This window comes from Moraxella lacunata (assembly GCF_900453205.1).
Lineage (GTDB): Bacteria > Pseudomonadota > Gammaproteobacteria > Pseudomonadales > Moraxellaceae > Moraxella > Moraxella lacunata_B.
The window spans coordinates 712,681-737,690 of the sequence record NZ_UGQU01000001.1 but is presented as its reverse complement, the minus strand read 5'-3'; the positions used below and the strand labels follow the sequence as shown (position 1 = coordinate 737,690).

General features: G+C 45.1%; 16 protein-coding genes and 2 tRNA genes. 10 read left to right on the top strand and 8 right to left on the bottom strand.

From position 1 onward, the window contains the following. The first annotated feature begins 50 nt into the window (after positions 1-50). Both DX073_RS03500 and DX073_RS03495 read left to right on the top strand, forming a co-directional pair. Positions 51-5,909 (top strand): YadA-like family protein, encoded by a 5,859-nt coding sequence (locus DX073_RS03500; protein WP_115005601.1) that lies wholly within the window; start codon positions 51-53, stop codon positions 5,907-5,909. A 77-nt stretch (positions 5,910-5,986) separates the two neighbouring features. After that, positions 5,987-6,907 (top strand): OmpA family protein, encoded by a 921-nt coding sequence (locus DX073_RS03495; RefSeq protein ID WP_115005599.1) that lies wholly within the window; start codon positions 5,987-5,989, stop codon positions 6,905-6,907. A 75-nt stretch (positions 6,908-6,982) separates the two neighbouring features. Here the strand turns inward: DX073_RS03495 and DX073_RS03490 are convergent, their stop codons facing one another. Continuing rightward, entirely contained in the window at positions 6,983-7,366 is a 384-nt protein-coding gene (locus DX073_RS03490; protein WP_115005597.1) for an SCP2 sterol-binding domain-containing protein, read from the bottom strand. 619 nt (positions 7,367-7,985) lie between these two features. Between DX073_RS03490 and ccoN the strand changes: the two genes are divergently transcribed. Genes ccoN through ccoP form a run of 4 tightly spaced genes read left to right on the top strand, consistent with a single transcriptional unit; the run spans position 7,986 to position 11,384 of the window. Beyond that, positions 7,986-9,476, top strand: coding sequence for a cytochrome-c oxidase, cbb3-type subunit I (gene ccoN, locus DX073_RS03485; protein ID WP_115005596.1), 1,491 nt, complete (start codon positions 7,986-7,988; stop codon positions 9,474-9,476). Between the two features lie 11 nt (positions 9,477-9,487). After that, positions 9,488-10,126, top strand: coding sequence for a cytochrome-c oxidase, cbb3-type subunit II (gene ccoO, locus DX073_RS03480; protein ID WP_029103454.1), 639 nt, complete (start codon positions 9,488-9,490; stop codon positions 10,124-10,126). Beyond that, complete coding sequence (locus tag DX073_RS03475; protein WP_115005594.1) at positions 10,126-10,305, top strand: cbb3-type cytochrome oxidase subunit 3; 180 nt, start codon at positions 10,126-10,128, stop codon at positions 10,303-10,305. Before ccoO ends, DX073_RS03475 begins: the two co-directional genes overlap by 1 nt. Beyond that, positions 10,302-11,384, top strand: coding sequence for a cytochrome-c oxidase, cbb3-type subunit III (gene ccoP / locus DX073_RS03470; RefSeq protein ID WP_115005592.1), 1,083 nt, complete (start codon positions 10,302-10,304; stop codon positions 11,382-11,384). The genes DX073_RS03475 and ccoP overlap by 4 nt, the downstream gene beginning before the upstream one ends. A 404-nt stretch (positions 11,385-11,788) precedes the next feature. Here ccoP and DX073_RS03465 read toward each other — a convergent pair whose 3' ends face one another. The 4 genes from DX073_RS03465 to DX073_RS03450 form a co-directional block, all read right to left on the bottom strand. Then, positions 11,789-14,623: an autotransporter family protein gene (locus tag DX073_RS03465; protein WP_115005590.1), complete on the bottom strand. Its 2,835-nt coding sequence runs from the start codon at positions 14,621-14,623 to the stop codon at positions 11,789-11,791. Continuing rightward, the gene (locus DX073_RS03460; protein WP_115006372.1) at positions 14,536-15,549 is read right to left on the bottom strand and encodes an ESPR-type extended signal peptide-containing protein; all 1,014 of its coding nucleotides are present in this window, start codon (positions 15,547-15,549) and stop codon (positions 14,536-14,538) included. Before DX073_RS03460 ends, DX073_RS03465 begins: the two co-directional genes overlap by 88 nt. 470 nt (positions 15,550-16,019) lie before the next feature. Next, entirely contained in the window at positions 16,020-17,009 is a 990-nt protein-coding gene (locus DX073_RS03455; protein WP_115005588.1) for a peptidylprolyl isomerase, read from the bottom strand. Positions 17,010-17,095: 86 nt separating this feature from the next. Beyond that, a complete protein-coding gene (locus DX073_RS03450; protein WP_258556860.1) occupies positions 17,096-20,059 on the bottom strand; it encodes an LPS-assembly protein LptD in 2,964 nt (987 codons plus the stop codon). A 463-nt stretch (positions 20,060-20,522) separates the two neighbouring features. On the opposite strand from DX073_RS03450, the gene DX073_RS03445 reads away from it, so the two are divergent. The 4 genes from DX073_RS03445 (at position 20,523) to DX073_RS03430 (ending at position 22,796) form a co-directional block, all read left to right on the top strand. Next, positions 20,523-21,545 (top strand): aminoglycoside phosphotransferase family protein, encoded by a 1,023-nt coding sequence (locus DX073_RS03445; RefSeq protein ID WP_115005586.1) that lies wholly within the window; start codon positions 20,523-20,525, stop codon positions 21,543-21,545. 140 nt (positions 21,546-21,685) lie between these two features. Next, positions 21,686-22,402: a nucleotidyltransferase family protein gene (locus DX073_RS03440; RefSeq protein WP_115005583.1), complete on the top strand. Its 717-nt coding sequence runs from the start codon at positions 21,686-21,688 to the stop codon at positions 22,400-22,402. Positions 22,403-22,605: 203 nt separating this feature from the next. After that, positions 22,606-22,681 (top strand) — tRNA-Val (locus tag DX073_RS03435). 38 nt (positions 22,682-22,719) lie between these two features. Continuing rightward, a tRNA-Asp gene (locus DX073_RS03430) sits at positions 22,720-22,796 on the top strand. A 202-nt stretch (positions 22,797-22,998) separates the two neighbouring features. On the opposite strand, the gene DX073_RS03425 is transcribed toward DX073_RS03430, so the two are convergent. The 3 genes from DX073_RS03425 to DX073_RS03415 are packed head-to-tail and all read right to left on the bottom strand — an operon-like array spanning position 22,999 to position 24,843. Continuing rightward, positions 22,999-23,967 carry a LysR family transcriptional regulator gene (locus DX073_RS03425; RefSeq protein ID WP_115005581.1) on the bottom strand — a complete coding sequence of 323 codons (969 nt, stop codon included), beginning with the start codon at positions 23,965-23,967 and terminating at the stop codon, positions 22,999-23,001. Between the two features lie 24 nt (positions 23,968-23,991). Next, complete coding sequence (locus tag DX073_RS03420) at positions 23,992-24,309, bottom strand: hypothetical protein (RefSeq protein ID WP_115005579.1); 318 nt, start codon at positions 24,307-24,309, stop codon at positions 23,992-23,994. A gap of 42 nt (positions 24,310-24,351) precedes the next feature. Next, the gene (locus tag DX073_RS03415) at positions 24,352-24,843 is read right to left on the bottom strand and encodes a L,D-transpeptidase (RefSeq protein ID WP_115005577.1); all 492 of its coding nucleotides are present in this window, start codon (positions 24,841-24,843) and stop codon (positions 24,352-24,354) included. Positions 24,844-25,010: the final 167 nt, after the last annotated feature.

The following is a 25,010-nucleotide window of genomic DNA, read 5'->3' as shown; positions in this document are numbered from 1 at the left end:
CCGTCATCTGTGGTGATGGTACAACCACCAACGGCACTGGTAATAATGCCGTGGTACTGGGTAAGACAGCCAAAATCACAGGCTCAAGTGCGGTTGCCATCGGTAATGGTACCTCGTCTGCCTTGAATGCTGTCAGTATCGGCCGTGATGCCCAAGCCACCAATACCCGTGACATCGCCATCGGTCAAGATGCAGGCAAAGGACTGAATGACAAAGGGGCGGACTATAAAGCGACCAATCTAGGCACTGGTGCGGTGTCTTATGTGGCGGGTTCGACCTTTACCAAAGGCAAGGCAGATGATGTCCCCAGTATCGCCACCAACACTAACATCTCAATCGGTCAGCAGGCAGGACAAAATGCCACAGGTGTACGCAATATCAATCTAGGTAAATCTGCCGGTACTCAGCACTTTGGTGAAGACTCGGTCACCATCGGTACCAATGCCAATAACTTTAGCTCAGCCAAAAATGTCGATGGTACTGCATTGGCGACGGGCGATACTTTCCGCGCCCGCAGTACCGTTGCCATCGGTAGTGCGGCGATGACTTATGGCGAGCAGTCAATCGCCATCGGTAACGGTGCCAGCACCAAGCAGGTGTCTTATAACAGTGGTGCCAACTACACCACTGCCGAAAACGCCATCGCATTGGGTAATAACTCTCGTGCTGCTGGTAACCATTCTATCGCCCAAGGCACCAACGCGACCGCCCAAGGTGTTAACGATATCGTAATTGGTGTGGGTGCTATAGCGGAGATTAACCCTACCAGCGGTGCCCGTAACAGCGGTATCGCTATCGGTAGTGGTGCTAAAATTGGTCCAGTAGCGAGCGGTAATACGATCGCCATCGGTACTGGTGCTAAAGTATTGGCCGGTAATAACTCAACGGCATTGGGTTCATCTTCCCAAACCATCGGTAATAACCTGAATGTCGCTTTGGGTAACAGTAACCGTACTTGGGGCGACCGTGCCAATGCCATCGGTAACTCATCGACCGCTGGTGGGTTTGATGCTGTCGCCGTCGGTGCACAGTCTCATGTCATGATGCAGTATAACTCTAATGCCAATCCTTCAAACAATGGATTGGCGGTAGGTGCAGCTTCTTTGGTTGGTAACTCCTATTCGGTAGCAGTAGGTAATGCGGTGGCGGTATTTGGTCAGAATTCCGGTGCATTCTCGGCATCAAGCCGTACTGCCAATGCGGATACTATTTTTACTCAAGGCAATACTGCCACAAACAATGTTGGCGGTCAGGCCAGCATCATCGGCGGTGATAATAACTTCGCCATCGGTAATGCCAATGTCATCGGCACCACCTCTCATAACAACATGGTGATGGGTAACCGTATCGCCGTCGGCGCGACCAATGCCACCATGAGCAATCCACTTACGCTGTATCGTCTGGCTATCCGCGATAACACTACAGGTCAACCTACTGTTACTGCTACCGCCTACATCAAAGATGGTAGCAGCTATTATGCGTACAACAAAGATGCAGCGGCTAATGGCTATAAAGGCGCACAGCTGGATCTGACTGGCAAGACTGTCACAGATGAAGTGACCTTTACGCATATTATTCCTACCTTTAATAACACCAAAGATATCGATCGTTCAGTAGCTATCGGCCAAGGTGCTTCAGTACAGGCTGATGATAGTATTGCTATCGGTACTGGAGCGACAGCTGGCGATGCAGCTAAGGCAACAACACGCCGCGTTGTCAATGGTGTATGGGTGGTGGAAGATCCAGCGGCAAATGCGATTGCGATTGGTAATGGTGCTAAGGCTCTGGCAAAAAACTCAATCTCTGTCGGTACGGGTAATCTTGTAACTGCGACGAATGCCGGTGCTATCGGTGACCCATCGATCGTTAGCGGTGCTGGTTCGTATACCCTAGGTAATGACAATGCCGTCGGCAGCACCTCAACCAATGTCGGTGCATTCGGTAACAACAACCAAATCGGTGCGACAGCGACTTATGACGCAGCAGGTAAATTGGTATTGGCAAATGGCTTGACGGATACGGCTGCTGTAGAAAATTCTCGTGCTGTCGGTAACAAAAACTATATCAACACCTCTAACACTTATGTATTAGGTAGTGGCGTCGGCACCACAGATAACGGTACTGTACTAGGCACAGTGAAAAACTCTGTTTACCTAGGTAATGACAGCACAATCGCTGCAGGTAGTGCGGTAGGCACAGCCAACCTTACTAAAGAAGGTGCTGAAGGTACAACAACAACCGCGGGTGATACTGGTACGGTGGATACAGCGACTGTGGCTGGCGTAACTTATGGTGGCTTTGCTGGTAAAACAGCAGCGGGTGCGGTATCTGTGGGTTCTGCAGACCTTGAGCGTCGTGTGATGAATGTGGCAGCAGGCGAAATCTCTGCGACTTCAACTGATGCGATTAATGGCTCGCAGTTATTTACAACGATAGAAAAAGGTCAGTGGGGTTTATTTGCCAACGGCACAGCAGATAGCAATAAAGTTGGTGATGTGAATTGGAGTGATAAAGTGAATTTTACCTCACAGGACGGCTCTGTAACCATCACGCCTACCCCAGAAACAACAGGTGGCGTAAGCACGCTTGACTTTAAAGTTAATGTGCCATCAGTGGAAACCACTACTCTAAGCCATACTGATGGTGCGGTGCAAGCTCCTGCTGATACGGATAAAAACAAATTCGTTACCGCTGAAAACATTGCCAACGCTATCAATAACTCAGGTTGGAACCTAGCAGCTGAAGGCACTGATGGTACTGAGCTGATCAACCCATCAGACACCGTAACCTTTGATGTGGGTAGCGAGAACCTAACGGTTACTCGTGATGGCTCAACCATCACTTATGATCTGGCTGATGACATCAATGTAAGCAGCGTACAGTTCAACGATGGTCCTAAGATCACGAGCGATGGCGACAACATCAAAGTTGAAGGTCCTAACGGCGAACCTACTAAGATTACCAATGTAGCAGAAGGTACTGATGACAACGATGCAGTAAATGTAAGTCAGTTGAAAAGCTCTCGCACAACAGTTGCCTCAAGTGATAACTCAATCAGCGTGATTGATACTAATAATGACATAGGAGATAATTTTGCTTATGACATTAAAATCAATAACCAATCTGTGGTAGAGAACGCCCAAATACCTGTGGTCTATACCAACAAAGATGGTGACAAAGTTTATAAGCAAGTCGATCCTGTGACAGGTGAAGTAACTTACAACACCAGTCCAGATGGCACAGGCACTAAAGTGCAACCAGCAGATGTCATTGCTTCGATGAATAATCCAGCAAACAGCACAACCGCCCCAACGACTTTAGCTAATGTCGCAAGCAACTTGCCAAATACCTACAACAACGATGTGTATAACACGACTAATCAGCCTGCAACCACTGCACAAGCGTTGCCAGCTGACCTAAATGTCAACAACGCAGCAACCGTAGGCGATGTGTTGAACGCAGGCTTTAACCTGCAAGGTAATGGCGAAGCGAAAGACTTTGTTAAGCCTTATGATACGGTGAACTTTGTGAATGGTGCAGGTACTACAGCTGTGGTAACAACTGCGGCTGATGGCAAGTCTAGTGAAGTTAAATACGATGTTAATGTAGATAATGCAAGTATTGTTATTGAAAATGGTGTGCTAAAAGCCACTGCTCAAGCCCCACAAACCACAACATTAACAGATGCCAATAATGATGGCAAGATTGATGCTCCAATAACAGCTGATGCAGATAAGTTTGTTAAAGCAGGCGATATCGTCAATGCCATCAATAACTCAGGCTTTACTCTAAAAACTTCTGCCAATGGCGGTACAAAAGCTTCGGGCAATGACGAAGTTATTAACCCAGGTGATGTTATTGATATGGCTGCAGGCAAAAACCTGACTGTCAAACAAGATGTCAATGGTAAGGTAACTTATGCCTTGGCAGATGACATTGCTGTGAATCAGATAACATCAAATAATGTTGCCATTAATCCAAAAGGCACTCTCACTGTGGGTGCGAATTCTACCGTGGACATGGGTGGCAATAAAATCACCAATGTCGCTGTGGGTACAGCACCGACCGACGCGGTAAACGTCAGTCAGCTAACACAAGCAGTCGCAGGGTCAAAAGAAAACGTGGTTTCTACAAATAAGACAGTATCTGTAAAACCGACTGTTGCTCAAGATGGCTCAACAACCTTTGACTTGGCGGTAAATGTCGGTAGTGGCTTGACGGTAAATAGTAATACAGGTGCGATTGACGTTAAAACCGACGGCACTACGATAAATACCACGCCGACAGGCGAGCTTAAAGTGAACACCACACCATTAACCAGTAATGCAAATGGCACGGTAAACACGCCAGCCAACCCGAATGCGATTGCAACGGCAGGCGATGTGGCGAATGCCATTAATAATTCTGGTTGGAACTTGCAAAACAATGGTGAGGAGCGTGATCTGATTAAACCAAGTGATAAAGTAGACTTTATTAATGGCACAGGTACTACAGCTGTGGTAACAACTGCGGCTGATGGTAAGTCCAGCACGGTGACTTATAATGTGAATGCGGACAACAAGACCACAAAAATCACCTATGTGGATGCCAGCGGCAACCCAGTCTATGCCATCACTGATGCACAGGGTAATGTCAGCTATAACACAGCACAAGACGGCTCTGGCACGGCTGTGGCACCAAGTGTGGTTACAAGCCAGATTTCTGCCATCATTCCGACCACGAACATCAATCACATCGTGGGCGGTACGGACATCAATGGCAATGTGGTGGACGGCAATGGCAATGCAGTAACGACTGTGATTGACCCAAAGAAAGATCCAAATGATCCAAGCAATCAACAACCCACAACTTTAACGGCAGATGAGGCATTAAGAACCTATGATGCTGCAGGTGTTGGCACGGTTGAAACCAATTCGGTATTGACTGCGATTAAAAACATCAACGAGCAAGGCACCAAGTACATTCACTTTAACGGCGGTGAGCGTAGCGTGGGCGGTGTGCGTGGTGATGATGATGATCAATCCCAAGCCAACGGTGCAAAATCCACAGCGATTGGCTTTAGAACCACCGCTGATGGTAATGCCTCTGTTGCCATTGGTAACGAAGCTCACGCTCTGGGAGCTCAGTCCATCGCCATTGGTGATAAAGCCCAAGCGTCGGGTGCGCAGTCCATCGCCATCGGTACAGGTAACGTGGTCACGGGCAGTCATTCAGGTGCCATTGGTGATCCGAATACTGTAAGTGGTAGTGCTTCTTATGCCTTGGGTAATAACAACAATGTCGCCACTAACAACACGTTTGTTGTGGGTAACAACGTGGTAGCAACCGCAGAGAACTCGGTCGCCTTGGGTAATAACACCGCCATCACTCAAGCGACTGGCAAAACCTTGAACACCGACGGCAGTCAAGGCGTATCAGCGACCACCGCAGGTGCGACAGGAACGGTGGAGACAGCGACAGTCGGTCATATGACTTATGGTGGCTTTGAGGGTGCGACAGCTAACGGGGCGGTATCAGTCGGTGCTTCAGGCTCAGAACGCCGTATCCAAAATGTTGCCGCAGGTGAGATCTCAAGAACATCAACCGATGCGATTAATGGCAGTCAGCTACACGCTGTGGCAGAAGGTCTTGGTAACCGCATCAATCATATTGATGCCCGCATTGATGATGTAGAAGACGATGCCAATGCAGGTGTCTCATCAGCGATGGCGATGGCCACCTTGCCACAAGCGTACCTACCAGGTAAATCCATGCTAACTGGTGGTATTGCCAGCTACAATGGTGAAGGTGCGGTAGCTGTTGGTTTCTCCAAGCTGTCCGATAACGGTCGTTGGGTATTGAAGATGAGCGGTTCGGCAGACACCCAAGGCAACGTCGGCGGTGCGGTGGGTGCAGGCTTCCACTTCTGATTTTACAAAAAAAATTGCACATCAATCGGTGTGCAATTTTTAACCTGTTTACTTTTACAATAGCTAGGAACATTATTATGAACAAATTAGCACTTTTATCCTTGTCTGTGTTGGCACTGACAGGTTGCATGGGTACCAAGCAGTTAAGCTCAAACATCACAGAGCATGGCACCATCGATAACAAAGATGACATCGTATTCCCACAGCTTGATAAGGCATGGCAAAAAGACGGTCAATTCCCCAACAGCGAAAATCTCTCCAAAATTCGTCCAGGGGTTGCCAAAGATGAGTTATATCAGCTTATCGGTCGTCCACATTTTAACGAAGCAAATCGTGCTCGTGAGTGGGACTATATCATGAAGTTTTACCAAGCGGACAACTCGGTTAAGATTTGTCAGTATAAAGTGATTTTTGATGATAAGTTTAAAGGTCAAGAATTTTACTGGATGCCTGCTGATTGTGCCAATTATGCCAAACCTGCCCCAAATACGACTGCTGTGGCAACGCCTGTCATCACCCAAGCACCGATTATCAAAGAAAAAATCACCCTTGAGGCTGACGCACTATTTAAGTTTGATAAGTGGAAATTAGAAGACATGCTCCCAGAAGGGCGTGCTAAGCTAGATGAACTTGCCACCAAGCTCATCGCATGGGAAGCACGTGGCGACAGCCGTGTAAACCTAACAGGTCATACCGACCGCTATGGCGATGACATGTATAACATGAACTTATCCATGCTTCGTGCCCAAACGGTTCGCCAATACTTGATTAGCAAAGGCGTGACATCAAGCACGCTGACTGCCTCAGGGGCGGGCAGAACTCAGCCATTACCGCATGTCATCTGTGATGTCAATGCCCCAAGAGCTGAGCAAATTAAATGCTTGCAACCAAACCGCCGTGTGGAAGCTGATGTTACTGTTTATGCATTTGCTAATGATGGTTCGCGTCATGAGATCCGCCAAGATGAGACGTATCAAAATTTCAATGATGGTCAGTAATCATCCCTAAAAACAAAACCCTGTCTGATGGCAGGGTTTTGTTTTGGAGTTTATAAAAAACTGATGGTTAAAAGCTTAAAACTCTGTCACACCTAAAATCTCTTTATAAAGTGCTTTTTGCTCGCTACTGGGCTTGGCAGATTGTAGTGCCATGACCGCTGACATGTCGCCATCAATGCGGATTTTACCCATCATAAAGGCTTCTAGGGCAACATTAACATCTTTGCCCGAGATGACTTGGGCGAGCGTGTCGCTGTCGATATTGATGGTACTAACGGCGTCACTGGTGTGGTGCTGACCAAGTTTACCTGCTTTTAGGTGTAGCTCTTTGGGGTCGTCACCTGTGATACTGACATTGACAATAAGGTTGGCAAGGCTGGGCGGTAGATGTAAATCGCCTGCTTTAGCATTGAGAGTTTGAACTTCGTCAAACCATGCTTGACTTAAAAATTTCGCCATAAAAACAACTCGATGATAAACAAGATGGCTCATTATAAAACAAAAATGATTTGAAAAGCAGGCTTTTTATAAAAATATCACAAAATTCATCAAATTTTCATCAATTTTACTTTTAAAAATCAAATTAATAAGTAAAAAATGATTAAATTTTTATTTTATAAAAACCAAATGATTTTGGTGAAAGTTTTTAAACTTAATAAAAAGCTGTCTTTTTTGATTAAAAAAATTGATTAAAATCGTCAAAAATTGGCAAAAGTTACAAAAAATTTTAAAAAAATGTGAAAATTTTCATTTATTTTTTACAAAACATACCCGAAAACTTACAATTGTGTTGTATAATACACGGTGAGAAACCCGCCACAATACCCTATTGTGAGTGTGGATTTAACGCAAGCCAAACTCATCGTGAGTAAGCCAGTCATGGGAAAGATTGTGGTCATTGTTTGATTGCTATTTTTTCCTTAATTTTTTTAAGGTTTTTTTTCCTAAAAGCGGATTTGGATGATGATATTTGGCAAATTTTGCGTTACAATAGATAAATATAGTTAAAAAACGTAAATTTGATGATTTAATCTCATCAAACAACGAAACAAATCGGGCTGCACAGGAAACCTATCCCATGAGTCTATCTAAAACAGCAGTAGCCCCATCAGTTGACCATGAATACGAAATTACGATTGTTCGTCTTTTTACCATCATGGCAGTATTTTGGGGTATCGTTGGTATGACGGTTGGTGTGTTCATCGCATCACAGCTTGCATGGCCAGCACTTAACTTTGATACATCTTGGCTGTCCTTTGGGCGTTTAAGACCGCTACACACTAATGCGGTGATTTTTGCGTTTGGGGGTTCGGCACTTTTTGCGACATCTTATTATATTGTTCAGCGTACTTGTAAGACAAGATTGTTTGCCCCTTATCTTGCGTGGTTTACCTTTTGGGGATGGCAAGCGGTCATTGTGGCAGCGGTGATTACCCTGCCATTAGGTTTGACATCCGCCAAAGAGTATGCAGAGCTTGAATGGCCGATTGATATTGCCATTGCTTTGGTATGGGTAGCTTATGCCATTGTATTCTTTGGTACGCTCATCAAGCGTCAAACATCGCATATCTATGTTGCCAACTGGTTCTTTGCGGCATTTATCATTACCATTGCTCTGCTACATATTGTCAATAACTTGGCAATCCCTGTGGGTCTGTGGAAGTCATATTCACTTTATGGCGGTGCAACAGATGCCATGGTGCAGTGGTGGTATGGGCATAATGCAGTAGGTTTCTACTTAACAGCAGCATTCTTGGGCATGATGTATTACTTCATTCCTGTGCAAGTTGGTCGTCCTGTGTATTCATATCGTTTATCCATTGTTCACTTTTGGGCTTTGATTGCGTCATATATGTGGGCGGGCGGACACCACCTGCATTACTCAGCACTGCCTGACTGGACTCAGTCTTTGGGTATGGTATTCTCGCTGATTTTATTCGCTCCTTCTTGGGGTGGTATGATTAACGGTGTGCTTACCTTGTCTGGTAGCTGGGATAAACTGCGTACTGACCCAATCATTCGCTTCCTTATCGTGGCATTGTCATTCTATGCGATGAGTACTTTTGAAGGTCCAATGCTGTCAATTAAATATGTTAATGCTCTGAGTCATAACACCGACTGGACGGTCGGACATGTACACTCTGGTGCGCTCGGTTGGGTGGGTATGGTAACCATTGGTTCTATCTATGTCCTACTACCACGTATCTATAACAAAGCAAAAATGTACTCAACCAACCTTATCACAGTGCATTTTTGGCTTGCGACCACAGGTACGGTTCTGTACATTGTTGCTCTATGGATTTCGGGCATTACCCAAGGCATGATGTGGCGTGCGACCAACGATGATGGTACATTGTCTTATGATTTTATCCAAACTGTCGTGGTTTCACATTGGCCTTATGTGGTGCGTGCATTGGGCGGTCTGCTTTATGTTGGCGGTATGCTTGTGATGGCTTATAACTGCTATAAGACCATTAAGATGCCTAGTATTCCTGAGCGTCTTGCCGAGCCTGATGAAGTCAATACAGGTCGTGATGAAGTCTTTGACAATGACACCGTCAAAGCATAAGGGGAGCAGCCATGTCTAACATTACACATGAAATTGTTGAGAAAAACACCGGCTTACTCGTTGTCTTTATTGTGATTGCGATTAGCTTTGCGACATTGGTTGAGATTTATCCATTGATTTTTGACCAAAATTCACCAGAGCAAGGCGGTGTGAATAAGCCACTTCCTAACATGCGTCCTTGGACAGCGTTAGAGTTAGAAGGTCGTGATATTTATATCCGTGAAGGTTGTCACGTCTGTCACACGCAGATGATTCGTCCACTTCGTGCTGAAGTTGAGCGTTATGGACCTTATAGCCGTGCCGCTGAATCTACATGGGATCATCCGTTCCTGTGGGGTTCTAAGCGTACTGGTCCTGACCTTGCCCGTGTCGGTGGTCGTTATTCTGACCAGTGGCACATTGACCATTTGATTGACCCACGTTCGGTGGTGCCAGAATCAGTCATGCCCGCCTATCCTTGGCTTGCCAAGAATGAGGTCGATGGCAGTAAGGTTCAAGCAAAAATGCGTATCTTTAAAGACCGTTTTGGCTTGCCTTATACCGAATCTGACATTGAAGCGGCGCCTGACCAAGTACAGGGGGCAACCGAGCTTGATGCATTGGTGGCTTACCTGCAACAGCTTGGTATTGCCATGCAAGGTCAACGCTAATGAATTGGGGCGTTTTACATAGTATCGCAACGGTGGTGGCATTTATTGCTTTCATCGGTGTGGCGTGGTGGGCATACTCACCAAAAAACAAAAAACGCTTTGAAGAAGATGCACAACTTGCGTTAGATGACAATCAATTAGAAAAATTGTCATCACAACGCACTAAGGATATACAATGAGCTTTTTTTGGAGTTCTTGGATTACCATCTTTTCGCTGGCTTGTTGGGTTTTTATTTTTGGGGTACTTGTTTGGACTCTAAAAACCAAGCCTGTGCTAGAAGAAGATGAGACAACAGGACATTCATACGACGGCATTCGTGAATATGACAAACCCCTGCCAAAATGGTGGCTTGTGGTGTTCTTTGGTACTTTGGTGTGGGGTTTAGGTTACTTCGTACTATACCCTTCAATCCAGCCAAATAGTTGGAAAGGCATCACAACCGTAGAAGTTGATGGTCAGCAGGTGCCTTGGACATCAGAGAACGAGCTAAATAGCCAACTGCAAGCCAACAATAAAGTTTTTACTGAAAACTTTGAACAAAACATCTTGGCGGCAGCTGGTGCAACTGATGCTGTACCTGTATTGGCAAAACTCTCTGAGCTACAAGCTGAGCAACGCAAAAATGCTGAGCCTGATTCAGACTTGCAAGCCAAAATCGATGAGCAGGTTAAATTGCTTGCTCCTTATGTAGATAAGCTGGCAGGTGACCCAGAAGCACAAAAAGTAGGTAACCGCCTATTTTTACAAAACTGTGCTTTGTGCCACGGCTCTAACGCTAAAGGTGCAACAGGCTATCCTGATTTGACTGATAATGATTGGTTGTATGGCGGTAATGCAGATGAGATTTTGCTTACCATTCATAACGGTCGTGTTGGTGCGATGGCAGCATGGCAAAAACAACTGGGCGAGTCTGGGGTTCGTGCCGCTGCTGAATATGTTCTATCTATTTCTAGTGGGCATGGTGCGGGCGTGGACAATGGCGAGCTTAATCAGTCGCTAGTAGCACAAGGTAAAGCCATCTTTGAGGCAAACTGTGTGCTATGCCATGGTGCTGACGCTAAAGGTCTAACTGCATTTGGTGCGCCTAACTTAACAGATGATATTTGGCTGTTTGGCGGTGACCGTGAAACTGTACAGACCACCATCCGTCATGGTCGTGCTGGTGTGATGCCTGAGTGGCAAACCAAGCTAGGTAATGAGCGTATCATGCTACTTGCTGCCTATGTTCGTTCACTATCACAAAACCCTGTTGAATGATGGATTGTCAATCGCATAAAAAAAGACCTTCATGTAAGGTCTTTTTTATGCAAACTAATAAAGTAAAAGTAATTTACACCTAAGAAACTTTAAAATTACCACAAACTTAATGATGTGTGGTAGGGGGCTTATCTCAAATAACGCCAATAAAGGGTGTGCACAGTCAGCTCCGATAGAGCCTGTGATAAGCATCAAATTTGTTAGGGGTGGATTAGATATCAAAATCATCTGTATAAAAAATTTTTAATCTCAATTTAACATGGTGGCTTATTGATTACTGGTTGGTTGTTTTCTGGTTGTAGGCGTGGGTTGTAATTCACCCTTGATAAATCAGGGACTTGTATGATTGAGAATAGCTCATAAAAAAAGCTGTCATTGCGACAGCTCTTTGTTTTTATTGCCAATCAAAACTTCATCTCAAAGCCTAGTACGGCTCCTTGATTGTCATAGTTCTTACGCCATTGACCTTGATAGCCAAGCGATAAGGTGGTGTTGGTTGTGGGCTTGTAGGTCATGCCAAGACCGACATTACCCGCCGTGCGTCCAAGCTCCTGACCGTTTAGGGTGAAGGCACTGTCATCGGCATTGACAAAACTTGCTGTAATGGGCGTACGTTCGCCACCATAAACCGACCCTGACAGCTCGCCCGTAATGGTCGTACGTGGGCTGATTGCTTGTTGTAAGCGAATACCGAAGTTTTGGCTGATTTCATTAAAACTTGCCTTTTGTACTGCCAGATTGTACACGCCTGCTCCTGTTTCGGTGTAGCCGTCTGATGAGACATGTGTGTATTTCATGCCAATAAATGGCGTGATGTGGCGTGTGTCTGTACCAAAGCGATGACGAATCTCAAAACCTGCTTGGGCGGTGTCTGCGGTGTAGTCGGCAGTGGCAGTGGTGGTATTACCTGCGGTGAGCGTACTGATGTGGCGTTTGCCATTAATGTCTGCTCGTCCCACGCCCACGGTGGCATGAACAGAAACCTTGTCATTGATGTCGTAGTCACCATAGCCTAGTACTTGAGCGGATTTGACAGTGGCATCATGACGGGCATTGCCACGGCTGTCCACATCACTATGAATGTAGGACAGTGCTAAGCCGATGTTACCACGACCTACCGCTGTGTCTGCCCCCACAATCGCCCCAATGTCTGTACTGTCATAACCCAAAAGCTCATTTTCTTGTAATTTGCCCTGCGTACCAATCGCTTTTGCCCAGACCGAACGTGAGCGGTCTAGGTGGCGGGCATGTATTGCTCCAAAAGCGTAGTCTTGGGCGTTGGCGATGACATGAGCGGTAGAGCCATGCATGAGCGGAGCAAGCTCAGATGCTCCTTGGGTGAGCTTGGCATTATCAAGACCGCTTGCACCCAGTGCCAATGCCAGTCCTAATGGTTTGGTATTGGCGTCTTTATGCGTGTCCAATACCTGTGCCAAATTTAATAAAGAATTTTTATTTTGGCTATTGACTGCATCTACAAAGGTGCTAGACTTTTGCGGTTGCGGTTGCGGTTGCGGTTGCGGTTGCGGTTGCGGTTGCGGTTGCGGTTGCGGTTGCGGTTGCGGTTGCGGTTGCGGTTGCGGTTGCGGTTGCGGTTGCGGTTGCGGTTGCGGTTGCGGTTGCGGTTGCGGTTGCGGTTGCGGTTGCGGTTGCGGTTGCGGTTGCGGTTGCGGTTGCGGTTGCGGTTGCGGTTGCGGTTGCGGTTGCGGTTGCGGTTGCGGTTGCGGTTGCGGTTGCGGTTGCGGTTGCGGTTGCGGTTGCGGTTGCGGTTGCGGTTGCGGTTGCGGTTGCGGTTGCGGTTGCGGTTGCGGTTGCGGTACTACGGGCGTGGTGTTTTCAGGTTGGATTTTTAGATGTACTTTATTGGCATCGGAATAATCCGCCCCCAGTCTAGTGTCAATCTTATCACCATTAACGTCAAGTATGTCCACGCCTTTAAATTCACCAGTCAGTGCCCCTGCTGTTACCACGTTTTTAAATTCAGCGGTAGGACTATTGCCTGTAATTAAGGGTTTGATAATGTCTTTGGCAAATACTTTTAGATGACCATTGGTAATGTCAGCAGTGCCTGATACAGACATTTTACCATAATCTGTTGCATTATTTAAACGAATGGCAAGTATCTCATCATCAGTCATGACATAGTCGCCGTTTAGTTGTAGTGTGCCTTGGTTGATGTGGGTTTCGCCTGTCCATTGTTTTGTTTGGACATCCATGTTTAGAGTGCCTAAACCGTCTTTGATAAAATGACCTGTGCCTGTGATACGGGCAGTGTCAGCAATAGTGGTGATATCTGTGGTGTTGAAAATGGCTTGATTATCAATTGCTATGGTGTCAGTAGCAGTAAAGTTTGCAAACAAAGGTTTGGTGGGTGTATTAACATTAATGGTTGCACGATTAAGATTGATGATGGCGGATTGATCTGTGTCAGCTTTATCAATATCATTGGTATTTAGCGCGCTGTCGGTAATGGTCAGCTTGCCCTTGCCTTTACCATGAAATGATACAGTAGGTGAGATTACTGTGCTATTACCACTTAGGGTTAATTCGCCAAGGGTGTCTGTGGTGCTTTCTTTGCTGGTAATGGCTAATTCTTTGACGGCATTCAGGGTACTGTTATGAACGATGGCATTGCCGATACCTTGAACCCCAACTGCAAAAATCTCACTATTAATCCTACTATTGTTAACAGTAGCCTTGCCATGAGTGTCAGTATCTGTTGCAATAAAGAAATTTTTGGCATTAATAGTACTGCCATTACTGGTAAAATTACCCGTACCGCCCGTTGCGTCTCCGATATGTAACTTTGATGAGCTGTTTAGGTTTAGAATGGCATTGTTTAGTGAAAGTTCGCCATCTCCCTTGCTACCGACAATAACCGTTTGAGCATTAAGGGTGCTATTCTCAACTTCTACATGACCGTTGGAGTTGGTATCCTGTGCGATGACTAGCCACGCTCCGATGGTGTTATCTCCTTGGGTGTCTTTGATAATTAACTTGCCATTGGTATCCCCTTCATCGGCAACAACGACATGATTTTTAGTATTTAGCTGACTACCCTCACCAAGAATTTGTACTGTTCCATGACTGCCTTTTTGATTTGCAATAAAGAGAATATCCGAAATGGTTGCTTTTGCACCATCTTTAATATTTAGCTCGCCTGTGCCTTCTTTTCCAATGATTGTTGTTTTGTTGGAAATAAATTCACTTCCAGTATCTTGAACGTTAACAACTCCCATGCCTGTACTATTAACACCAAAAAAATATATTCGTTGGTTGATTTTGCCCCATTTTTGATTGTTAATATACCCTTGCCTTTATCGGCAATGTGTGACAGCCGTGTGCTGTTAATGCTACTGCCGGCATCTGAGACAGTAATCTCCCCTGAGCCATTTTCAAAGTTGCCAAGTTGTAGGTAGGTGGTGTTAGCAGTTGCCTGATTGTTGATATTAAGGTTGCCGTGATATAGACCTGTTGCAGAGTCGTAATTTCCCCCACCAATTCGGATGACATTGGCAGTTACTTTGGTGTTAGGGTCTTTTAAGGTAATGGCAGACGAGTATCCAACGGTAGTTAATCCATTAGAATTAAGGTAGTTGGTGGTGGCGGTAGAACCACCTTGTAGGGTTAACTTACCATTACTTACACTCATGGAGTAATTATCTCCTACAATCAATGAAGAAGCATTGTCAAAAAGTGCCTCCCCATAGCCTCCATAATGTACCAAATTACCATTATTGACATTAAACATACTAGCCCCAACACCAAATCCATAGCGAGCCACATTAATGACCGCTCCATCGGCAATCAGTTTGCCAGTATGATCAATTTCGCCAACGTTTAAACCACCTGTTGTGGTTAAAGTGGCATTTTTTACGCCCAATGTTGCATCGTTAATGATTTGGGTGTCAAAAGCGTCATAAGTTGTGTCTTCTGTTAATGTGCCACTTTGAGTGATTTTGATGGTGGAATCATTTATACTTATATTGGGTGTGGTATTTGGAGGCATGGTAGGCTCTGCCAAAGCTTGCCCACCCATCACTAATCCAATCGCAAACACAAGGCTTTTAATGGATTTGGTCTTGCCTTTTGAACGAGCGAGTTCCGATACTGATTGCCACACGCCTGTGGCATGGTTAAAAACAACACGATAAATGTGATTCATAACTTCTCCATATCAAATAACAATGTACAAGACTTGGGCTAAAAATAGAAAACCAATCAAGGAATTTATGACCAAGCCATGCAATTTATAACACAAAAAATTAGTCAAATCGTTCAAATTTTCGACGGTTTGATGAGTGGTTATTTTTTGCAGATGATTCAACTTCTAAGCGAAAGTCTTTATTTGGGTTAAGTTGTGAAGTAAAGACATTATCATGATTGTTATTTGGTATTGTCAATTAACTATACCAAACAACATATTTCAATATCAACTGTGCGATTTTCCTTATTTTCATGGCAATACCAAAGGTGGATATGCCCTAATTTTATGATAGATTATTGATAAACGGTGTTGTTTATGTGATTGATGGGTGGTTTTTGGTGGGAATCGAGTTGTTTGGAAAAGCAGAATGCTAAAAGTGGATGATAAAAAAAGACGACCATTAAGCCGTCTTTTGTTATTAGTAAAACTCATTCAAAAATCTTGATATAAGCCCCAGCTTTTAGTTCATCCACCCAGTCTTCTTCGGCTTGGGGGGCTTGACGACTAAATAGTATCTCACGAGCTTTGTCTTTGCGTGCTTCATTACTCATGTCTCGTTGGCGGGTGTTTTCCACTTTTAGGATGTGCCAGCCAAACTGCGTGCGAAATGGAGTGGAAAAATCACCAGCGACGGTATTTTTCATCATGGCTTCGAACTCTGCCACCATCTGCCCGTCAGTAACCCAGCCCAAGCGACCGTTTTGGGTGGCAGAGCCTGTGTCATCAGAATAAGTGGCTGCCATCGCCCCAAAGTCCGCTCCTTTTTGTAGTTCGCTGTATAGGGCGTTGATTTTTTGTTGTGCCATGGCATCACTTTGAGTATCATCGACTTTGACCAAAATATGACTGGTCTGCCATTCAGGGATAAGCACTTGTTCGACAGGGATTTTTTGTCCTTCAGGCGAGTTTAAAAAAGCATTGACTTCCTGCTCACTGATGTTAATGCGTGGGCGGACTTGGGCTTGCCATAGTGCCACTAGGCTGGCATCTTCGATGATTTGACGGCGAAGTTCGGCATAACTGCCTGCCTGTTTGTCATCAAGCGAACGTTGAAAATCTGCTAGATTGTCAAAGCCTTCTTTGCTAGCGATGGCGAGCAGTTCACGATTGACCGCATTTTCATTGGGGCTAAACCCTGCACGATTCACCAGTCCAAGCTGTAATTTGCGTGTGATGAGTGCATCCATGGTAAGATTTTGGATTTCGGCGTTAGATAAGGCAATGCCTCTGTCACGATATTCACGAGCCATGGCTTGACTGGCGGTGATGAACTCGCTTTTTAGGATAATCTCGTCATTAACCTGTGCCAAAATACCATCGGCACTGCTTGTTACGCTAGGGGTATTGGCGGTGGCGGTCGTTGCCATGCCTAGGCTTAGACTGATTGCAAGTAGCGATTGGATGAGGGGGTGTTTCATTGTTGTTCCTATAAAATTGTTAATAAATAAACCAAATCAGTTTAGCATTTCATCATCATCTCGTCAAATGCTATGATTTAAATCAATCAATAATCCTGCTGCCATGCTCGATTGACAGTGTCATAACCCAAGACTTTATCCGACATCAGACGGTTTAGCTTACCGCCACTGGTGATGCCATTTAGGCGAATCTCTGCCATGATGGCGTTATCCGCTCCTGCTTCGGGATTTAGGTCGTTGCGATAACGACGAGCGTAGACCGACAGTCCATAACAGCAATCTTCATAATTGACCCCAACCAAGGCATCGAGCAAGCGGTCGTTTTTGTAGTCGTATTGGGCTTGGGTCATGACACGCCAGCGGTTGTTGATGGGAAAGACGGCAGATGCGGTATAAGCCGATAGGGCAAGCTGACCTGTGGCGGGGTTGTCTTTGCGTTCGATGACACCAAAGTTGTACAGCTGATTATCACTGGGTTGATAGCGTAGCTGAGCGACGATGGCACTTAGGTCATAGTTGGGGGTGAATGCTCCGCCAGCTTCCACCCAAAAGTTATTTGTCGGCTGAGCAGAAGCTCGCCACGCCATCCCTGATGTGCTGCCTGTAAAGGTTTGGCTGTCATCTAAGCCCACACGAATGTCATCTAAATAAATCTGCTCGGCAATGCCCCCATCAAAGCGTGTCAGACCCGACCCATCCACATAGCGATAATGCAGGGCGGGGGTGATGGCGTGTAAATCCTGAATACGGTCATAGCCCAAGAACCACGAATCAGACAGCAGACGGTCGTAGCTAATCTGCCCGATGGCAGTTTCAAAGTTGGGGATGTTGCTTTGGTCTTTGTAGGGGGTGTAGGTGTATTTTAGGCGTGGCATGATGACTTGATGACCGCCCAAGCTGTCGTCATACAGCCCAAAGGGTGAACCTGCCTTTTCAAAAAATAGCCCTGTATCTAGTCCAATCCTAGGGGCGAACACCGAATAAGTACCTTCGTCTTCGGTAAGATTCTGTCCGATAAGACTGTCTTCATCATAAGACGCATACAGATGTGTCAAGGCAAGCGATGGCGTGGCATAGCCCCATGAGCGAGTCATCGGATAACTTGCCAAGAGCTGGTTGTACATGCGAAAGCCTGATTTTTCCGTCTCGGAGTTGTCTTTGATGGATTTTTTAAAATAAGCAGAGTTGTGAATCCCTTCTACTTTTAGGCGGTTGAGCACGTCAAATTCATTGACAAGTTTTGGCAAGCGATAATGAACCGACAACTGGGGCAGGCGTGAGTAGGGCTTGTCTTTGTCTAAGATGGTCGTGCCGTCGTTATTTGTGCCATGCAATGTCTGAAATGTCTCAGCTCGCAAGTCGGCACTGATGTAGTCATTATAGTAGCTGGCTCCGATGTTGCGTGGTAGGTTAAGTGGATTACCTTCGATGCCGAGCGTGTCAAAGTCATTAAGATAACTGCTGTCCGAGACATAGCGATAATGAGCGTAGGCGGACAGATGGGGGTGGCGTTTGGACTGCCAGTAGTGGTCATAAAACAGGCTTTTGCGGTCTTCGCCATTATATTTGCGGTCATTGGGCAAATAAGAGCCACGCAACACGCCTGCCCCGACATGCTGTGTCAGGTAGCGAAATTCGCCCGTGAGTATGGGATTTTTGTTACTAAACACCGTGGGCGTGATGGTGGCGTCATAGTTAGGGGCAAGGTTTAAATAGTAGGGCGTGCTAATCTCAAAACTGTCCGAGCCAAACCCTGCCGTTGGCAACAAAAAGCCACTGGCACGTCTGTCATCAATGGGAAAGTTAAAATACGGCAAATAAAAGACAGGCACGTTACCGATTCTTAGTGTGCTGTTTTTTGCCACGCCACGCCCTGTGTCGTTATCAATGTCAATGCTACTGGCGTCCAAATGCCATTTGCGTTCGGTTGGCGGGCAGGTGGAGAACATGACGTCCTGCATGTGGTATTGGTTATCGCCGACTTTGTTTAGGGTGTGGGCATGTCCGTGGGCGTTCATGGTGGTACTGGCAAAAGCGACATCATGAGCGGTGGCGGTCCTGCCGTCATCGGCGTAGTATAAGTTATCGGCAACCCCGATAATCCCTGCACCGCTTACTTTGCTACCGCCAGTGCTGGGTGGTCTGTCATCACTAAACAGCACTTGCCCTGTGGCACGCATTTGCCCTGTGCTGGGCTGATAGATGAGCTTGTCAGCGACGATTTGCTGACCGTTTTGTTCAATGATGACATTACCAGCAAGCTCGGCGTAGTCTTTATTATCATAGTAGCCGTAGTCAGCTTGGGCGTAGAAAGTCTCGTTATCATCACCATGACCCCGATAGCCCAGAGTTTGGCTTAGGCTCTCTCGCTTGGGCTGTACCCACACCCCTTCACAGCGTGCCACGTGTCCGCCTGTGCTTGGCTTGGCGTGATAATATTGGGCAAGTTTGGCAAGACTTTGGCTTTTTTGTGTATTAGCATGATGGTCTTGGCTGATGTTCTCACTGCTGATAAACGTGGTGTTTTGCTTGCCCTGACCGCCTTGGCTATCATGAATGTCCGATGTGACAAATGATGTGGGGTTTGAGCTACGATTTGATGTGTTACCTTGTTTGTTACTACCTGTCAGTTTATCATTAAGATATGGATTATCATCAAGCTGTGGGTTGTCCTGCGTACGGTATTGGGGGCTTTGCGAAGTGATGGCATGATGGGACAGATGAGCAGGTTTGGGCTGAGTGATGGTGGGGACAGAATTGGCGGTTTGGGTGTCATTGTTGGTAATAAATCCCAAACTATCATCGGTCTTAGTTTCTACTTTTGCCCCTGCGACCGCTTGAACGGTGGCAGGCGTGGGCGTATGGCTCATCGTGCTGTTGGAACTTGGGCGTGTGATGTCATCAGATGTCACAAAACTTTGGGCGTGACTTAGGGTGGGCAATACGCCAAACAACGCCATGCCGACACAGATGGTCAATTCGTGCTTTTTACCAAAAAAATCCTGTTTTTGTCTGTCCTGTTTGTTCTGCGTTGCCTGTCCACGTGTCATGATGTTACCTGAATTGACTTAGGGTGATTTTTAAATGTGGTTAAAGTTGGTTATTTTACCCTATTTTTGATTGAAAATTAATAGGGCGTACCTACCCTTGATAACATTTTTTAAAAATATGATGAAAATTTAGGGATTTCAATCCATTTTCATATGAAAATTGGCTAAATCTTGTGGCTCGAAGTCAAAATCCTTGTTGATATTTCAATATCAACTGCGGACTTTTCCTTGAAAAACGGGCGATCCCCCTGTTTTTTAAATAGGTGTTTTTCATGGCAAATACCAAAGGCAGGCACGCCCTAGTTTTTGTCATGTCTTAAAAATTTGCCAGTAAAAAATAATACACCGAAAATGACTGGTGTAACGCTCAAAAATCCGCTAAACTATGGCACTTACTTAACCATTTAACCAAATCGTTTAACTAAGTTATTTAAATTAACGATTTTAACCATAAGGGCATACCATGACTCGCCATGATGAGATGATGAATTTTTTAAACAATCACCTAACCGCTGGTTTTACGGTAGAGAGCTTGGCAGGAGACGCCAGTTTTCGCCGTTATCATCGCATTCATTTTAAGGTGGCAAGCGAACACGATAAAGATGAAATGACGTATCTTTTGATGGATGCTCCACCTGACAAAGAGAGCGTGACCGAATTTGTGTCGGTGGCAGGTATCATGAGTGAAGCGGTGAATGTGCCTGACATCATTGCCCAAGACATTGCCAAGGGCTTTTTATTATTACAAGACTTTGGCACGACCGAATTTGCCCATTTAATCAAAGACGATAAATTAAATATGTCTCGCTATTATCAAAAAGCCTATGAGACATTAATCAAATTACAGGATTTGGACATTGATGTTGATTTGCCGGCATATAGCGATGAGAAATTAAATGATGAGATGGATTTATTTAGCCAGTGGTTCTTGCCATATATTAATGCAGTATTTACCGCTGATGATGAGCTATTATGGGAGCGACTAAAAAAACAAGTCATTACTGATGTCCAAAGTCAGCCCAAAGTTATTGTTCATCGCGATTATCACAGTCGCAATCTCATGCAAGATAAAGCGTCTGATGAGCTGGGCGTGATTGATTTTCAAGATGCGGTGATTGGGGCAGATACTTATGACTTGGTGAGTTTGGTGCGAGATGCATACATTGATGTGGATGAGACGTGGGTGAATGAGCAGATTGGGGTCTTTTATGAATTAAAAAACCCGAACATGACATTGCATGACTTTACCAAAAATGTCAATATCATGGGCGTACAGCGACATCTAAAAGTCTTGGGGATTTTTATTCGTCTGTATCAGCGAGATGGCAAAGAGCGTTATTTGCAAAACATCCCTAAGGTCATGAATGATTTGTGCCATGAGCTAAAATGGTTAAGTGAGCAGGGCGATGATGTTTATACCGCTTTTAATGAATTCATTCAGCAAAAAATCCTACCTGCTTATAATCAGGTATTTATATCGGCATAAATAAATGAAAATAGGATGATGATATGATAAATTGTCCTATTTTTATTTTGATGTTTGATGTGTTTAATTTTACAATTGATATGATTTATTTATTTTAAAAACACAATCATTTATAAAAACTTATTTATAAAAGGCAAACCATGATAACCCAAGCCATGATTTTATCAGCAGGTAAAGGCACCAGAATGCGTCCTTTGACCCTGACCACGCCCAAGCCCCTTGTGATGGTGGCACAAAAGCCCTTGATAGTGTGGCACATTGAACGTCTAAAACAGGCAGGCATTACCGACATTACCCTAAATGTCGGCTATTTGGGCGGTGTGATTATTGACTTTTTTAAAGGTCGTGATTTTGGCGTGAATATCCACATATCCGATGAGAGCGTCCTGCCCGAGCCTTTGGAGACGGCAGGGGGTATTCGCTATGCGCTGGCTCATGGGAAGCTAAGAGATGAGCCGTTTTTGCTCATTAATGGCGATGTATGGAGTGAGTTTGCGTTTGACGGACTGGCTCATCACAGCCTTGGCAATCATCTGGCACATCTGATGCTGACTGCCAATCCTGAGCATAACTCCACGGGCGATTTTGCTTTGGCACAGATGTCGGCAGGGGGGTCGGGTGTGGTCGGACTAAAAAGCGATGACGGCAACAACCACACCTTTGCTGGCATTAGTGTGATGTCGCCACAGATGGTGGCAGGCGTGGGCGTGGGCGAGATAGCACCACTGGCACCACTGCTACGTTCGGCGATGGCAGGGGGGCGTGTCAGTGGCGAGATACTGAGTGATAAATGGGTTGATGTCGGCACGATGGAGCGACTGCATGAAGTGGAGCAGTATGTTCGGGGCGTTTGGTAAAAACGGGTGGGAGAATTTTATAAAATAGTTTTTAAAAAATAATTTTATAAATTTCAATAGTTTATAAATTTTATGTAAAATTTCTCAAAAAACCATTTGACACCCACCAAAAAATCTATATAATACGCACCACAACGAACGACATACATAACAAATAAACATGGTTTAAATTGTTTATTAAAACAGTTAAGTAAGTTAAGTTCGGGCGGTTAGCTCAGTTGGTAGAGCGTCTGCCTTACAAGCAGAGGGTCAGCGGTTCGAATCCGTTACCGCCCACCATTTTAAATCTTTTATAGTAAAAAAGATTAGCGACCTTAGCAGCGGTAGTTCAGTTGGTTAGAATACCGGCCTGTCACGCCGGGGGTCGCGGGTTCGAGTCCCGTCCGCTGCGCCATTTTTAACTGGTTTTTCCAGTTTATCCCCTAAGTCTCCCCTGACTTAGGGATTTTTTTATGTCTTTATTTTATACACTAGGGTATACCTGCTTTCATATTTACCATAAAATGAGAAAAATTGCCCGTTTTCAAGGAGGTATCAAAGGCGGCGTACCCTAATTTCTAAAATTCTAAAATAATACAACAGCTTCAAAGGTTGTTTTATTGACGCAGTTTGGCGTCTTCTTCTGTCATGATTTGCCGTGCCACATGAATGATAAGCTGTCTTAGCCATTTATGAGCAGGGTGGTGTTGTAGTAGGGGCGACCACGCCATTTTAAGTTCAAATTCTGGAATGAAAAATGGCGGTTCTTTGACCACGATTTGTGGATTATTTTGGGCTTGTAGGTTTGCCACACGAGTGGGTAGCGTGGCAATCAAATCTTTGTTGGCGGTGAGCATGGCAGGCATTTGATAATGACGGGTAAACACGCTGATTTGGCGTTTTTGTCCCAGTCGCTGTAAGGCTTGGTCGATGGAACCCAGACCGCCTGATTTTTCAGGATTAACCCCAAAACCTACGCCCATGCCCGTTTTGGATACCCAGACGTGCTGAGCTTTTAAGTAATTTTTTAGGTTAAAACGGTGCAAGTAGGGCGACTCTGCCGACAGCAGGCAGCTAAACGTATCACGCCACACCAGCACCTGATGAAAACTCTGCGGTATCTCATTAAAGCGGTTAATCGCCAAATCCACTCGCCCCTGCTCCATGTCTCGATACGACACATCGGATGGGGTCAAAAAGTCCAAAATCACGTTCGGGGCTTCGCTTCTAAGGGCTTTGACAAGGCGTGGCACAAGCGTGGCTTCGGCATAGTCCGATGTCATAATCCGAAACACCCGAGACGTGCTATACGGACGAAACTCGGTGCGTGGCTCCAACAGCGTCCCCACGTCCGAGAGTATCTCACGAATACGTGGCTGTAACTCACAGGCTCGCTCGGTCGGGGTCATGCCCTCAGACGACCGCACGAGCAAGGGGTCATTAAACAGCGAACGCAACCTACGCAAAATATTACTCATCGCAGGCTGAGTAATGCCAAGCTGTTCGGCGGCACGGGTTACGTTTTTCTCACGCAGTAGCACGTCCAAATAAACAATCAGGTTTAAATCAACTTTTTGTAAATTCATAATTGCCCTTTTTATGTTTTGTATTTAATGTAATTGCACCATTTCATTTTTGGTGATTTGTAAAACACCATCAATCGCTTGATAAGATTGTATTTGTTTATCTAAATCAGTTGCCGTGATTTTTACCGCCACGGCATTTATGTTGTCATATAAATAAACAACCTCATCGTGATGATGATTGATGTGTGTTAATAAATTGTCTTTTTTATTTTTGTCAAAATAAATGATAAAAATATCCGACTGGGCGGTTTGTATGATTTGTGGTTTTTCATTATCGGATTTGTGGGGAATATTCACACAAGCAGTTAATAGGGTAATAGGAATTAGTAATAAATATTTCATAAGTTGCCTTTTTAAAAGATGAAAATATTTTTGATAAATAGGTTAAATGATTAAAACTTGTGTCCCCACATCTACCACATCATATAGCCACACCACGTCATCATTTCTCATACGGATACAGCCATGCGACATCGGCACGCCCACAGGCTCGGTATCGGGCGTGCCGTGAATGTAGATATATCGAGCGTGGGTATCGCACACTGCACCGTCTGGGGTTTTGCCAAGATTATAGCCGTTTTCCACACCTTTTAACCACAAAATCCGACTCAAAATCCAGTCCCTGTCAGGATTGGCTTGCCCCAACTTGTCATCATAAATCTCGCCTGTAAACACTCGCCCGACAAAGACGGCATTTTTGGGGTATTCGCCCCCGATTTTGTCATTGATGATATGTTTGCCAAGCGGGGTACACCCTGTATTTTCAAGCTGTCCCGTACCATTTTTGGCGGTGGAGACAGGCAGAGTTTTGATGAGCTTATCATCATCAAATACGGTCAAGGTTTGGGCGGCGGTGTCTATTTTTAGGGTTATCATAGGGTTGGGGCAGTCATGGCTTTATGATGACTGGGTTATCAATTTTAAAAATGTTCACTATTTTAAATTTTACTAGTTTAGCAAATTTTTAAAAATTTTTCGCCTATTTTTGTGAAAATTTGCCAAATTTTTAAAATTTTCACCCTAAGATTTGCCAAAAGTGTTAT